The sequence below is a fragment of the uncultured Bacteroides sp. genome (assembly GCF_902491285.1).
Taxonomy (GTDB): domain Bacteria; phylum Bacteroidota; class Bacteroidia; order Bacteroidales; family Bacteroidaceae; genus Bacteroides.
The window spans coordinates 49517-61385 of sequence record NZ_CABUHK010000026.1 but is presented as its reverse complement, the minus strand read 5'-3'; the positions used below and the strand labels follow the sequence as shown (position 1 = coordinate 61385).

The following is an 11869-nucleotide window of genomic DNA, read 5'->3' as shown; positions in this document are numbered from 1 at the left end:
AACCTGGCACAATAAGCCATTATCTTAGAGGCTTAAGAGCATTATACAACAAAGCTAAACTCTACTATAATAATGAGGACTTTGATATCATAAGGATTCCTGGTGACCCGTTTAAAAAGGCTGAAATTCCGGAGTACCGGAGAAAACGGAAGAATATAGATGCCAGTACGTTGTTAAAAATTAGGGATTATCAGTCTGATAAAAAACGTACCAATATGGCACGCGATGTCTTTATGATGATGTTCTATATGATGGGCGTTAACATTAACGACCTCTATAGTATTTCGTGCGAACGCCGTGGCAGGTTGGAATATAAGCGCTCAAAGACGAATACAGAAAAAAATCGGGAGCAGGTACCACTCTCCATCAAGATTGAACCGGAGCTTCGCGTATTGCTAGACAAATACACAGAAGGCTATTTTCTCTCATACTTTCATACCAACTACTGCAGCCTAAATAATTTTATGCGAGCTATAAATCTAGGCTTAAAAGATATCTGCTCAAATCTAGACCTTGATTTCAAAGTGACCACGAACTGGGCCCGCCATAGTTGGGCTAGCTTAGCGCGTAACAAAGCAGGAATACCGAAAGCGGATATTGATTTCTGTCTCGGGCATGTGAACAATGATTATAAAATGGCTGATATCTACATTGATATAGATTATAGTATTTGCGACAAAGCAAATCGCGCAGTTTTGGATTTATTGAAGAAAAAAGAAGAAAAAAAAGACTGAAACGTTTGCAAATACAAAAACTCTCTCTATATTTGCAAACAGAATGGTATTGAGCTGGATAAAACAATGTTTTTATCCGGCTTTTATTGCATATATATGCTTTAATAGCTTTTTTATTACTGAAACTAATCTTCTCTTTATGCTATGCGCCGCAAAACAATGACGCATGGAAATAACAGTTTCAAAAACAGCTTTATTAGATAAGCTGAAATCAATCGGGCGAATTATACAGCCTAAAAACTCATTACCTGCCTATGACAACTTTTTGTTTGTTGTTGATGAATTTGGTATTATTCTAGTAACAGCAGGAGAAGAAGGAGGACGTATCTCTACTAATATTGACGGTAAAGCGGATTTTACTAGTCGTTCTTTTATGGCTAATGCCAAAACATTACTAGACGGATTAAAAGAAATTCCAGAGCAGCCATTAGCTATCACAATCTACGAAAAAGAATTAGTAGTGAAATATGCAAATGGGAAATTCTCAATACCTATTGAAAAGGGAGACCAGTATCCGGCGATGAATACGGATAATACAGCTATACCTTTTCTTGTATCAGGCACAGATTTATTATACGGAATAAGACAAGTACAATTTTGTAGTGCCAATGACGAGCTTCGCCCGGTACTGAACGGTGTCTATTTCGATATAGGTTTGGAATCTACATCATTTGTCGCAACGGACGGCACTCGTCTGGCTATGATTGAGAATCCTAACTCTTATACACGTAAGGAACGGGCAGCCTTCATTCTTCCAAGCAAATTTGCTAAGGTTCTTTCTAATATCGTTCCGGAAGATTGTATGCAGGTAGAAATATCGGTTAATCAAACCAATATTTTAATCGAATTTGATTCATACCGGTTAATCTGTCGTATGATTGAAGGGAGATTCCCTAATTATCGTGCGGTTATTCCTCAAAAACAACCAAATCGTGCAGTACTAAAGAAGACTGACATTGTGTCAGCCTTAAAACGCGTATCGGTTTTCTGTGATGAAAGCTCTTCTTTGGTAGTCCTCAAGTTTAGTCCGGATTCCCTTAAAATCACAGCTCATAATTTAAATTTCTGTAAGTCCGCTGAAGAAATTGTAACTCTGCAGTCTGGTTGTGATGTAGAAATTGGTTTTAAAAGCAGCTTCCTGATTGAAATGGTAAATAGCATCCCTTCGGAGGATATTGCTATTACTATGACTAATCCGTCTAGTGCTTCCATTTTTACCCGTTGCGATGAAGAAGTTCGTAGCCTTACTTATCTACTAATGCCTTTATCAATTAATTATTAATGCTATGGGAAAAGAGAATCAATCATTTGAACAGGTTATTCAATCATACCTGGAGGAACGAGCAAAGAGAGACTCTCTCTTTGTTGCCTCTTTTGCGAAGCCAAACAAGAATATAGATGAATGTTGTAATTACATTATAGGCGAAGCAAGAAAACGCGGTGGTAATGCTGTATGTATGTCTGACGATGAAGTGTTCGGGTTAGCGGTCCATTACTACGATGAAGATGATATCAAAGTTAATAATCAAACCAATTACAAGGTATCAGATATGAGTGTGAAAAAAGAAGCAGCTACAGAACAGCCGGAAACTAAAAAGCCGGCTTCTTCCCCTAATAAGCATAAAGGGAAGAAAACAGAAATACCATCAGGGCAATTTTTATTATTTGAAGACCTATGAGACCAAGAACGAAATTACAGGTTAGAGTAGCAGGTTTAAGTAACCGGCTACCCAAAATAGATAATATACTAATTGACTGGGCAAAGGTTGACTGCCTGGAACATAAGGGATATGCAACCAAGTCGCGTGTTATCTGTATGGAGTGCGGACAGCGCTTCTCTCCGGAACTTGTAAAGCGTAAACGTGCTGTTTGTCCTCATTGTGGTGCATCCTTGAAGATAGAACAATCAAGGAAGCGTACAGACAAACAGACGATGTATATTGCCAAAGCGGAGATTTGTGAAGAATTCCAAGTTATCCGAAATTTTGAAATATACGCTTACTATCGGGAGAATGAAGCACCTCGTTATTTTATTCAGGAGATATTACAGCATTGGATAAGGGACGATGGTAATCGGGAAGTAGTAGCTCGTGCTAATAATACGGGATATTGTGGCTGGTGTGGAGAACTGGAGATACGTAATAAGGTTGTTGGGTCGTATTACAACAGCTTTGATAATGATGTTTACTGCGATAGATATCATCCGGACTCTATCTTTAAACTTGAGTATATACGCATGGGAATAGATTATAGACTACGGGGCATATCGTTTCTTACAGCTATCAATTCGATACCTCATAACCCCAGAGCTGAAACGCTTCTAAAAGCGAGACGATACGAGTTGCTAGATTATTGGAATGGACACCGTTACAAGATTGATATGTATTGGCCATCTATAAAAATTTGCCTTCGCAATAAATATCGGATTAAAGATGTTTCGATGTGGTTTGATTATCTGGAACTACTAGATCGCTATCATAAAGATTTGCATAACGCTCATTACGTTTGTCCTAAGAATCTGAAAAAAGCTCATGACCTGTATGTGGAAAGAAAAAAGCGTGACGACGAAAAAGAACGTAAGGCAAGGGATATGCAACACCTGCTTAAACTAAAGAAGGATGCTGAAAACTATATAAAAGAAAAGTCGAGGTTTTTCGACTTGAAGTTGTCTGATGGTAAGATACTCGTGGTTCCTCTAAAAAGTATTGAGGAGTTCCAAGAAGAAGGTACTATAATGCATCATTGCGTCTTTACGAATGAGTATTTTAAGAAAAAGGATTCGCTTATTCTTTCTGCTCGAATCGGCAAGAAACATATTGAGACTATAGAGATTAATTTGAAAACATTCAGTATTGTTCAGTCTCGTGGCGTCTGCAATCAAGATACAGAGTATCATGAACGTATCATCGGCCTTGTGAAGAAGAATATGAATTTAATACGTCAGAAGCTGACGGCATAAAGAAACCCAAATATGGCAAGACCATTAAAACAGGGACTAGATTATTTTCCATTAGATACAGATTTCTTATCTGACAGAAAAGTACGCAAGATAATAAATGCTTGTGGTCCGAATTCCGTCACTATACTAATTTGCCTGCTATGTAATATCTACAAAGACAAAGGGTATTACATCGTGTGGGATAAAGAAATGCCTTTTGATATTGCTGATATAGTCGGGGTATCCGAGGGCGCTGTAAGTGAAGTTGTAAAGAAAGCCCTGCAAGTAGAATTATTCGATAATACCCTGTATAATAAGTTCCATATTTTGTCTTCGCATGGTATTCAAAATCGATTTAAAAGTTGCACTTCCAAAAGAAAAGATGTTGAGATTATCTCTGATTATTGGATTAATGACGCCAATAACTCGATTAATGACTCCAATAACTCAATAAATGTAGATGATAATGAACAAAGTAAAGGAAATAAAAGAAAATCTTCTCCCTCATACGCGCGCATGGGAGGACTATTCCCAGAAGATAGCTTTTTCGATAAGACTTTAGACGACTGTTATACTGAACTGAAATCAAATCGGTCATGGGCGGAAACTGTAACGATGAATACTCGTTCTTCCGGCAACCCTGATTTCACTTTAGAAACATTTTACAGGTATCTCGAGCAGTTTTTCATGGAGCAACAAAACAAAGGCGAGACAACAAAATCTCCTAAAGATGCAATGTCTCATTTTGCTAGTTGGCTAAAAATTGAACTTAAAAACAAGAAAGATGAACGGAGAACTAATAAAAGCAGGGATACAGGTAGTACTAAGCCCGTCGCAGATAGTCCAGGAGACAATAACCCGAAAGGAGTTAACTCCGATACAACGGGCCTTACAGACTGGATCGACAGCCTCTCAATTGGTCGCTGAATGGAGTGGGACAATCGCACAGTTAAACTGTAATGTCTCATTGTATGACGTGGCTAATGCTGGGGATATACCGACTCTAGCAGATGTAAACAGGAGCTTCAGTAATTCGGTATCGGTAGAGATTATCACTGAGCATTTGAAGTCAGTGTTGAGATATGCCGGTGTTGAATTAACAGATGCACAGCTAGCGGAAACGGCTCTGTCGATACTATCCAGCTATTGGTATTTGAATCTAGCCGAGTTATGTATTTTTTTTAGTCAGCTAAAGAACGGTAGCCGCGGGCAGTTCGTTTGGGGTTCGAAGATTAATAATCAGGCAATCATGGTAGCGCTTGCCGATTTTTGCAAAGACAGGCGTCGTGAAATCGAACGCAAGGAAAGTGCAAAGATACGCCAAGATACAGAGAAGGGATACTCCCGTTCTGAAACACTTACCAAAGATATTGTCCTGGGGGCAAAAGGTATTCAAATTGCTAGAGAAGAAGCTATGCAGAGTTTCGATGCCTTCCTGAAGTTCTTTCCGCACCTTCCGGAGAAATATACCCCGGAAGTACTTTGGAAGGCATGGAAGGGCGACAACGAAGCCCTACATACAATTTACGGCGAAAAGATTCCTGCTGCAGATGTGGCTGAAAAAGATATTGGGATGTATTTGTGTAATTATAACATTGCTAAGAGTAAAGAAAATGAGAGTTAAAGTATTGACAGTAAAACAGCCGTGGGCATCACTGATTGTTCATGGTATCAAAGATATTGAGAACCGAAGTTGGCGAACAAATTTCCGTGGACGTATCCTTATTCATGCTTCCGGTTCCCATGGTAGAAAATTTAGCGTTGACCTGACTGATGCGCAGACAAAGGCAGCATTTGCTACAATAGCTAAAGAAACCATGTTTGGAAATATGCCTTTTGGCTCCATCATCGGTAGTGTGGAGATTGTAGACTGTGTGCAAAACCATCCATCCATCTGGGCGGATAATGGCGTTTATCACTGGGTACTCGCTAATCCTATTCTCTTTGAGAAGCCTATTGAGAACGTGAAAGGTAAGTTAGGATTATGGAATTATGACTGGGAGGAAGTGGTATGTTTATAGATTGTGATAAATGTTCATCAAAGACAGGCTGTGGATATCTTGCCAATGGAGATTTCTCTAAGTGTTGGCAATACAGAGAAGTTGTAAGAGAGAAAAAGGAAAAGATTGCTATCGAAGCAATGAAAGCAATTTTGAGTAATTCTTCTGTTGTTACAGGTGTATCCGATGAAGGGCCTAAAATTATTGCTAATGTCTCAGTTATGATTGCCGATGAAATGATAAAACAGTTGAATGATATCCCAAAATGAAAGCGGCCAGCGTACCACCGCCGGCCACTCTAATAAGCACAAAGCTTGTATTGCTATTAGGAACAGTAAATATATAGAATCTTTGTGCTTATGGCAAGTGAATCAGTAAATAAATATATAACTAAGCGCTACGAGCGTTGGCTTGATTACTCTTTGTATCATTGTGGGCTTGCTGGCATTTCAGATGAAGCGACAGACGTCTTGAATGAGGTCATTTGTTCGCTCCTTCAAAAGAAAAGCAAGTTGTTGGATAAGTTGTTTGAAACGAAAAAAAATGGCTACACAGAGCTTGATTTCTTTGTGTTGAAGATGATAAAGCTAAACGCATCTTCTCCGACCTCTCAATACCGAAACAAGTATAAGCCTTTGCCTGCGGATGGTAATGTAGATTATTCCAGGTTGGATATTGAGGATATTCCGGATGAGTCAGAAGACAGAAACGTTGAAATACTGGATAAACTGCATTTAGTAAGAGAAACGTTTGAAAGCCTTGATTTAGGTCCGGTAGCAGCTCGTGTCTTTGAGTTTCATTTCTTCCAGGACGGAAATTTTTCAGAATGGGAAGGCCCAGAGACATTGAAGCAACTATATGAGATTTATAACGGAGTGCAGGAACTTATTAGAAAGAAAATAGCCGGGGAGTCTATATTTTAGTTGAAATTCCTTGGTCATGGAAGAAAAAGTAGAAGAAATTAAGATTGATTCCCGGAACTATCGTATCCATGGGGACGAAAACAAGCGGCTTATCCACAAAAGCCTGGTTGAGTGTGGAGCCGGTCGGTCAGTGTTGGCCGACCGCGATAATGTGTTAATCGCAGGAAACGGCGTGTATGAGGAAGCTCAAAAGTTAGGACTCAAAGTGCGTATTGTTGAGTCTGACGGTACGGAGCTTATTGTTATTAAGCGCAAAGACTTATCTACGGAAGATGAAAAGAGAAAACTGCTAGCTCTAGCAGATAATCATACTTCCGATACCTCTCGTTTTAACTTTTCCGCTATTGTCGAAGATTTTGGTATTGATAAACTCGGCGACTGGAATATGAGTATTCCTTTTGATGATATCCCTGCCGATATAGACAGCTTCTTTATAGGGGCTGATAAAACGGAGAAACAAAAGAACGCCATTATCTGCCCGCATTGCGGTAAAGCCATAGCAGTATGATACTATATCTGGCAGGTTATAAATCAAGTGCAAGAAGATGGAAGATTGACACAAGCGATATTTATCTTCTTAGTTCATTTTGGGAACATAAATCCGGCAAGTATGGTGAATATGTAAGACAAGAAAAGCATATACTTGACAGTGGCGCTTTCTCTGCGTTCTCCGGCAAGAACAATAACTTTGATTGGAATACTTACGTAAAAAAGTACGCGAACTTCATTATTCAGAACAATATCCAGAAGTTCTTTGAACTTGATATTGATGTTGTAGTTGGCTTGGAGAAGGTCGAATATTACCGTCGTTATCTGGAAGACAGAACGGGGCGGCAACCTATTCCTGTTTGGCACGCAAGTAGAGGGAAAGATTATTTCCTCCAAATGTGCGAAGACTATAGCTATGTTGCTATCGGTACAACTTCAGCTATGGAGGAAGGGCGGCGTATTAGGCAGAATCCTATGATTTTGAAATGGTTCATCGACCAAGCCCACAAGGCAAATGCCCATATTCATGGACTTGGTTTTACTAGTACAAAGTATCTTACTTTTTTGAACTTTGATAGCGTCGATAGTACAACATGGTTATCCGGTGCTAGATATGGTCAGATTTACGAGTTTAAAGACAATAAAATGGTTTTTCGTAATCCCCCCGCAGGTATGCGGGCAGTCAATCACGATTTGGTAAATCGTCACAATTTCAATGAATGGATAAAATTTCAACAGTATGCAAAACAATTCTTATAACAATAAAGTCCTCCTGTATTCTGGTGGTATGGATAGCTGGCTTATAGACAAGATTTGGAAGCCAGATATAAAACTATATGTAGATATGAATACAAAGTACTCACAAGAGGAGATAAAGCGCCTTCCCAGTGATGTAATCATTGATAAGTTAGACCTTTCCAAATGGGAAAGAGAAGATAAGATAATTCCATTACGGAATATGTACCTAATTGGCATTGCTTCCAATTATGGAAATGAAATCTGCTTAGGTGCTACTGCCGGGGATAGAGTTCTTGATAAGTCTCCGGTATTTGCCGATATTTATGAACAGCTTCTAAACTATCTATATCAAAAGCAGCATTGGACGGTGGAAAGGAAAATTAGAATAAATCTTGATTTCAAGAGATACACCAAGACAGAGCTTATCAGAATCTTCATAGAACAAGGAGGCAATATTGAAGACGCTTTTACTTCTTCCTTTAGCTGCTATTCTCCGGAAGGTGGTAAAGAGTGCTGGAGTTGCAAGCCTTGTTTCCGGAAGTTTATAGCTTTTGCTCTAAATGGTTATCCTTTCACAGAAGAAGTGGTCGCAAAGAATATCACTTATATCAAACGAGAGGTTCTTCCTTTAATTGAATCCGGATATTATGGGCGTAAGCAGGAAGAAGAAGAAATAAAGCAAGTATTATCAATTTATAAATAGTTATTATGTACACAGTTAAGAAACGTATTGAGGTATCAGCTTCACATAGTTTGAAGCTATCCTATGAGAGTAAGTGCCAGAACCAGCACGGGCACAATTGGATTATAATTGTTTGGTGCCAGGCGAAAGACTTGAATGCCGATGGTATGGTAGTTGATTTCAGTCATGTCAAACAAAAGATACAGGATAAGTTAGACCATAAGAATTTGAACGAAGTTCTTCCATTCAACACAACTGCGGAGAATATGGCAAAGTGGATTTGTGAGCAAGTTCCGGAATGTTTTAAAGTGATGGTACAAGAATCTGAAAACAATATTGCATGGTATGAGAAAGATTAATGAGATTTTTTACAGCATACAAGGAGAAGGTTATCGTACTGGTACTCCTTCTGTTTTTGTTCGTTTCTCCGGTTGTAACTTGAAATGTCCATTCTGTGATACACAACATGCTTCCGGAAAAGAAATGCCGGATGAGGAGATTATTAAAGAGATATGTCGTTATCCTACTCGTTTCGTAGTCCTGACAGGTGGTGAGCCAGGACTGCAGGTAGACCGAGAGTTTATCAGTAAGCTTCATAAAGCAGGAAAGTTTATTCAGATAGAAACAAACGGGACAGTTCCCCTGCCTATTGGTATTGATTGGATTACTTGCTCGCCGAAAGAAGGAAGCAAGGTTATTATTGTCAACCCTCATGAAGTAAAGGTTGTCTATACAGGACAGGACCTGTCAGCCTATGAAGCTATGACGGCAGCCGTGTATTATCTACAACCGTGCTCTTGTCAGAATACAGAGGAAGTTATTAATTACGTAAAAGAACACCCAAAATGGAAATTAAGCCTACAGACACAAAAGATATTGAATGTGCAGTAAGAACAATCTTATCGTACATTGGTGATAATCCAGAGCGTGAAGGCCTGCAAGGAACGCCGGAGCGCATTATGAGAATGTGGAAGGAAATATTTCGGGGGTATAATGAAACACAGGCTCCTAAGATTACAACTTTCACAAATGGAACAGATGGCATTTCTTGTACCGGTGTTGTTGCTGATTCTGGCACCTATTATTCAATGTGCGAACATCACATGATGCCTTTCTTTGGTAAATACTGGTTTGCATATATCCCGAATCCTAAAGGGAAGATTCTAGGTATATCAAAGATTGGTCGTGTTGTCGATTATTGTGCTGCTCGTTTACAAGTACAGGAAAGGTTAGCTCAAGATGTTGTAACTATGATAGTGAATGCACTCGGAGAGGAACACCCGCCGCTGGCCGTCGGTGTAATAATGGAAGGTGAACACTTGTGTAAAACCATGCGTGGAGTAAAAAAACAGGGAAAAATGCGTTCTTCTTTCTATTTTGATAATGGAAGACTGCCTGAATTGAGGGCAGAGTTATCACAATTTGTTAGTTATAGTTAGTTTATGACAGAGAAGAAGAATCCGGCTGAGAAGAAAAAAAGAGGGCGTAAATCGGAATACAGAATAGAGTATGCCGACCAGGCTCTAAAGCTTTGTTTGTTGGGCGCAACAGATAAAGAACTCGCCGAATTCTTCTCTGTTTCAGAGCAGACTTTAAACAAATGGAAGAAGGACTATCCCGAATTTCTTGAGTCCCTAAAAAAAGGGAAGAGTATAGCAGATGCTAATGTTGCATCGAGACTCTATAACCGTGCTATCGGGTATGACTGTAAAGCAACAAAATTTGCAACATCGAACGGGAAGATTACAGATTCGAAGGAATTTATAGAGCATTATCCTCCTGATACAACAGCCGCGATTTTTTGGTTGAAGAATCGACAGCCGGAAAAATGGCGTGACAAGAAGGAAGTAGATGCAAATGTAAACCTTGGTGATGAATTGGAATCATTGACAGACGAACAACTTCAGGCTATTATTGATGGCAAAGAAAAAGAGTGAAAGAGAAATACTGCTTAGGCAAGCGAAAGCAGCAACTATACTTCGCAAGCGTGAAGCCCGGAATGATTTCTGGGCTTTCTGCTTATACTATGACCCTAAATTCTTCGCCAAACGTCTATTCCTGAAAAGGGTTGCAGAAGCATTTATGCGTGTATATTCGTCATACCTAGAGAGTATTATCTATCGCCTTGCTGTCAGTATGCCGCCGCGTGCCGGAAAATCCTACATATCTTCTTTGTTCATTGCCTGGATGTACGGACACTTCCCCGAAGAATCAGTAATGCGTAACTGCTGTTCTGATACGCTATACAATAAACTTTCATACGACACTCGCGATATTGTCAAGTCTAAGCGTTTCCAGGAGATATTTCCTGATATTCATCTGAAAGGTGATAAACAGAATGTGAAGAGCTGGAATGTGGAAGGCGCTCGCCAGGTATCTTATTTCGGTGGCGGTGTTGGCGGAACTGTAATCGGTTTCGGTGCATCTATGCTCGCCATGACCGATGACTTATACAAGAGTCTGGAAGATGCGTTATCGGATAATAATAATGAGAAAGTATGGTCTTGGAAGCAAGGTACGCACGATTCCCGTATTGAGGGAAGTTGTTGTATGATTGACATCGGTACCCGCTGGTCTTCTAGTGATGTCCTTGGACGTATGGAAGAAGCTGGCAAATACAATGAAATCATCCGTATCGCAGCTCTTGATGAAAACGATGAAACCTTCTGTGCTGACGTACATACAACAGAGTATTATCGGGAACTACGTTCTGAAACGGACGAAAGTATCTGGATGGCCGAGTATATGCAGGAGCCGTTCGAAGCCAAAGGTTTGCTATTCCCAAAATCATCTCTCATGCGGTTCAAGAGTATTGATATTGCGGGCAAACGTCCTGATGGTGTACTCGGTGCTTGTGATACAGCCGATAAGGGAGATGATGATTTTTGCGCACCATTCGCAAAGGTGTTCGGTTCAAAATACTTCATTACCGATGTTCTTTTCACAAAGGATCCTGTCGAAGTTACAGAACCACGCCTGGCACAAATGGTTATTGATACTGAATGCGACCAAATGCGTATAGAATCAAATAACGGGGGGCGTATATTCGCTATTCATGTTCGTAAACTGGTGGTAGCAGAGAAGAAAGCCTGTGCGATACAGGCTCGCCCTACTACCCAGCACAAAGAAACTCGTATTATCATGAAGGCCGGCTGGATTAAGAAGTATTGTGCTTTCCTTGATGAATCAGAATACACTAAAGGTTCAGACTACGGGCGTTTCATGAAAGCGCTTACCAGTTACAAGCGTGAAGGAGATAACTCACATGATGATGCGCCGGATGGCATGACAATACTTGCAGAGTTCGCAGAATCACTTGGATTGAAGTTTAAAAAGACTACTCGCAAGGTGGGACGTGGATAGTT

The 11869-nt window shown here is 39.9% G+C and carries 16 protein-coding genes and 1 pseudogene; all 17 read left to right on the top strand.

Annotated elements, in window-relative coordinates; genetic code table 11:
• A pseudogene (locus RDN93_RS09160) lies at nucleotides 1–734 on the top strand (phage integrase SAM-like domain-containing protein); the annotation flags it as partial.
• A gap of 166 nt (nucleotides 735–900) precedes the next feature.
• Nucleotides 901–2016, top strand: a complete 1116-nt coding sequence (dnaN, locus tag RDN93_RS09155) for a DNA polymerase III subunit beta (protein WP_308745224.1) — start codon at nucleotides 901–903, stop codon at nucleotides 2014–2016.
• 4 nt (nucleotides 2017–2020) lie between these two features.
• Nucleotides 2021–2413, top strand: coding sequence for a Cas9 inhibitor AcrIIA9 family protein (locus RDN93_RS09150; protein WP_308745222.1), 393 nt, complete (start codon nucleotides 2021–2023; stop codon nucleotides 2411–2413).
• Nucleotides 2410–3693, top strand: a complete 1284-nt coding sequence (locus RDN93_RS09145; protein ID WP_308745221.1) for a PcfJ domain-containing protein — start codon at nucleotides 2410–2412, stop codon at nucleotides 3691–3693. The genes RDN93_RS09150 and RDN93_RS09145 overlap by 4 nt, the downstream gene beginning before the upstream one ends.
• Before the next feature lie 12 nt (nucleotides 3694–3705).
• A complete protein-coding gene (locus tag RDN93_RS09140; RefSeq protein WP_308745220.1) occupies nucleotides 3706–4599 on the top strand; it encodes a DUF4373 domain-containing protein in 894 nt (297 codons plus the stop codon).
• Entirely contained in the window at nucleotides 4589–5296 is a 708-nt protein-coding gene (locus tag RDN93_RS09135; protein ID WP_308745219.1) for a hypothetical protein, read from the top strand. Before RDN93_RS09140 ends, RDN93_RS09135 begins: the two co-directional genes overlap by 11 nt.
• Complete coding sequence (locus tag RDN93_RS09130) at nucleotides 5286–5693, top strand: ASCH domain-containing protein (RefSeq protein WP_308745218.1); 408 nt, start codon at nucleotides 5286–5288, stop codon at nucleotides 5691–5693. The genes RDN93_RS09135 and RDN93_RS09130 overlap by 11 nt, the downstream gene beginning before the upstream one ends.
• On the top strand, nucleotides 5684–5941 hold the full coding sequence (locus RDN93_RS09125; RefSeq protein WP_308745217.1) for a hypothetical protein: 258 nt from the start codon (nucleotides 5684–5686) through the stop codon (nucleotides 5939–5941). Before RDN93_RS09130 ends, RDN93_RS09125 begins: the two co-directional genes overlap by 10 nt.
• A gap of 90 nt (nucleotides 5942–6031) precedes the next feature.
• On the top strand, nucleotides 6032–6595 hold the full coding sequence (locus RDN93_RS09120) for a hypothetical protein (RefSeq protein WP_308745216.1): 564 nt from the start codon (nucleotides 6032–6034) through the stop codon (nucleotides 6593–6595).
• Between the two features lie 16 nt (nucleotides 6596–6611).
• Nucleotides 6612–7103, top strand: a complete 492-nt coding sequence (locus tag RDN93_RS09115) for a hypothetical protein (protein WP_308745227.1) — start codon at nucleotides 6612–6614, stop codon at nucleotides 7101–7103.
• Complete coding sequence (locus RDN93_RS09110) at nucleotides 7100–7843, top strand: hypothetical protein (protein WP_308745215.1); 744 nt, start codon at nucleotides 7100–7102, stop codon at nucleotides 7841–7843. The genes RDN93_RS09115 and RDN93_RS09110 overlap by 4 nt, the downstream gene beginning before the upstream one ends.
• Nucleotides 7824–8525: a 7-cyano-7-deazaguanine synthase gene (locus RDN93_RS09105; protein ID WP_308745214.1), complete on the top strand. Its 702-nt coding sequence runs from the start codon at nucleotides 7824–7826 to the stop codon at nucleotides 8523–8525. Before RDN93_RS09110 ends, RDN93_RS09105 begins: the two co-directional genes overlap by 20 nt.
• A 5-nt stretch (nucleotides 8526–8530) precedes the next feature.
• Entirely contained in the window at nucleotides 8531–8863 is a 333-nt protein-coding gene (locus RDN93_RS09100; protein ID WP_308745212.1) for a 6-carboxytetrahydropterin synthase, read from the top strand.
• Entirely contained in the window at nucleotides 8850–9395 is a 546-nt protein-coding gene (locus RDN93_RS09095; protein WP_308745211.1) for a 7-carboxy-7-deazaguanine synthase QueE, read from the top strand. Before RDN93_RS09100 ends, RDN93_RS09095 begins: the two co-directional genes overlap by 14 nt.
• Nucleotides 9350–9943 (top strand): GTP cyclohydrolase I, encoded by a 594-nt coding sequence (gene folE / locus RDN93_RS09090; RefSeq protein ID WP_308745210.1) that lies wholly within the window; start codon nucleotides 9350–9352, stop codon nucleotides 9941–9943. The genes RDN93_RS09095 and folE overlap by 46 nt, the downstream gene beginning before the upstream one ends.
• A 3-nt stretch (nucleotides 9944–9946) precedes the next feature.
• Nucleotides 9947–10441 carry a helix-turn-helix domain-containing protein gene (locus tag RDN93_RS09085; protein WP_308745209.1) on the top strand — a complete coding sequence of 165 codons (495 nt, stop codon included), beginning with the start codon at nucleotides 9947–9949 and terminating at the stop codon, nucleotides 10439–10441.
• Entirely contained in the window at nucleotides 10422–11867 is a 1446-nt protein-coding gene (terL, locus tag RDN93_RS09080) for a phage terminase large subunit (protein ID WP_308745208.1), read from the top strand. Before RDN93_RS09085 ends, terL begins: the two co-directional genes overlap by 20 nt.
• Nucleotides 11868–11869 lie beyond the last annotated feature (2 nt).

Bases quoted from the DNA above. Each gene is read 5' to 3' on its own strand.
- dnaN (WP_308745224.1), top strand. From the start codon at position 901: ATGGAAATAACAGTTTCAAAAACAGCTTTATTAGATAAGCTGAAATCA.
- RDN93_RS09150 (WP_308745222.1), top strand. From the start codon at position 2,021: ATGGGAAAAGAGAATCAATCATTTGAACAGGTTATTCAATCATACCTG.
- RDN93_RS09145 (WP_308745221.1), top strand. From the start codon at position 2,410: ATGAGACCAAGAACGAAATTACAGGTTAGAGTAGCAGGTTTAAGTAAC.
- RDN93_RS09140 (WP_308745220.1), top strand. From the start codon at position 3,706: ATGGCAAGACCATTAAAACAGGGACTAGATTATTTTCCATTAGATACA.
- RDN93_RS09130 (WP_308745218.1), top strand. From the start codon at position 5,286: ATGAGAGTTAAAGTATTGACAGTAAAACAGCCGTGGGCATCACTGATT.
- RDN93_RS09125 (WP_308745217.1), top strand. From the start codon at position 5,684: ATGTTTATAGATTGTGATAAATGTTCATCAAAGACAGGCTGTGGATAT.
- RDN93_RS09120 (WP_308745216.1), top strand. From the start codon at position 6,032: ATGGCAAGTGAATCAGTAAATAAATATATAACTAAGCGCTACGAGCGT.
- RDN93_RS09115 (WP_308745227.1), top strand. From the start codon at position 6,612: ATGGAAGAAAAAGTAGAAGAAATTAAGATTGATTCCCGGAACTATCGT.
- RDN93_RS09110 (WP_308745215.1), top strand. From the start codon at position 7,100: ATGATACTATATCTGGCAGGTTATAAATCAAGTGCAAGAAGATGGAAG.
- RDN93_RS09105 (WP_308745214.1), top strand. From the start codon at position 7,824: ATGCAAAACAATTCTTATAACAATAAAGTCCTCCTGTATTCTGGTGGT.
- RDN93_RS09100 (WP_308745212.1), top strand. From the start codon at position 8,531: ATGTACACAGTTAAGAAACGTATTGAGGTATCAGCTTCACATAGTTTG.
- RDN93_RS09095 (WP_308745211.1), top strand. From the start codon at position 8,850: ATGAGAAAGATTAATGAGATTTTTTACAGCATACAAGGAGAAGGTTAT.
- folE (WP_308745210.1), top strand. From the start codon at position 9,350: ATGGAAATTAAGCCTACAGACACAAAAGATATTGAATGTGCAGTAAGA.
- RDN93_RS09085 (WP_308745209.1), top strand. From the start codon at position 9,947: ATGACAGAGAAGAAGAATCCGGCTGAGAAGAAAAAAAGAGGGCGTAAA.
- terL (WP_308745208.1), top strand. From the start codon at position 10,422: ATGGCAAAGAAAAAGAGTGAAAGAGAAATACTGCTTAGGCAAGCGAAA.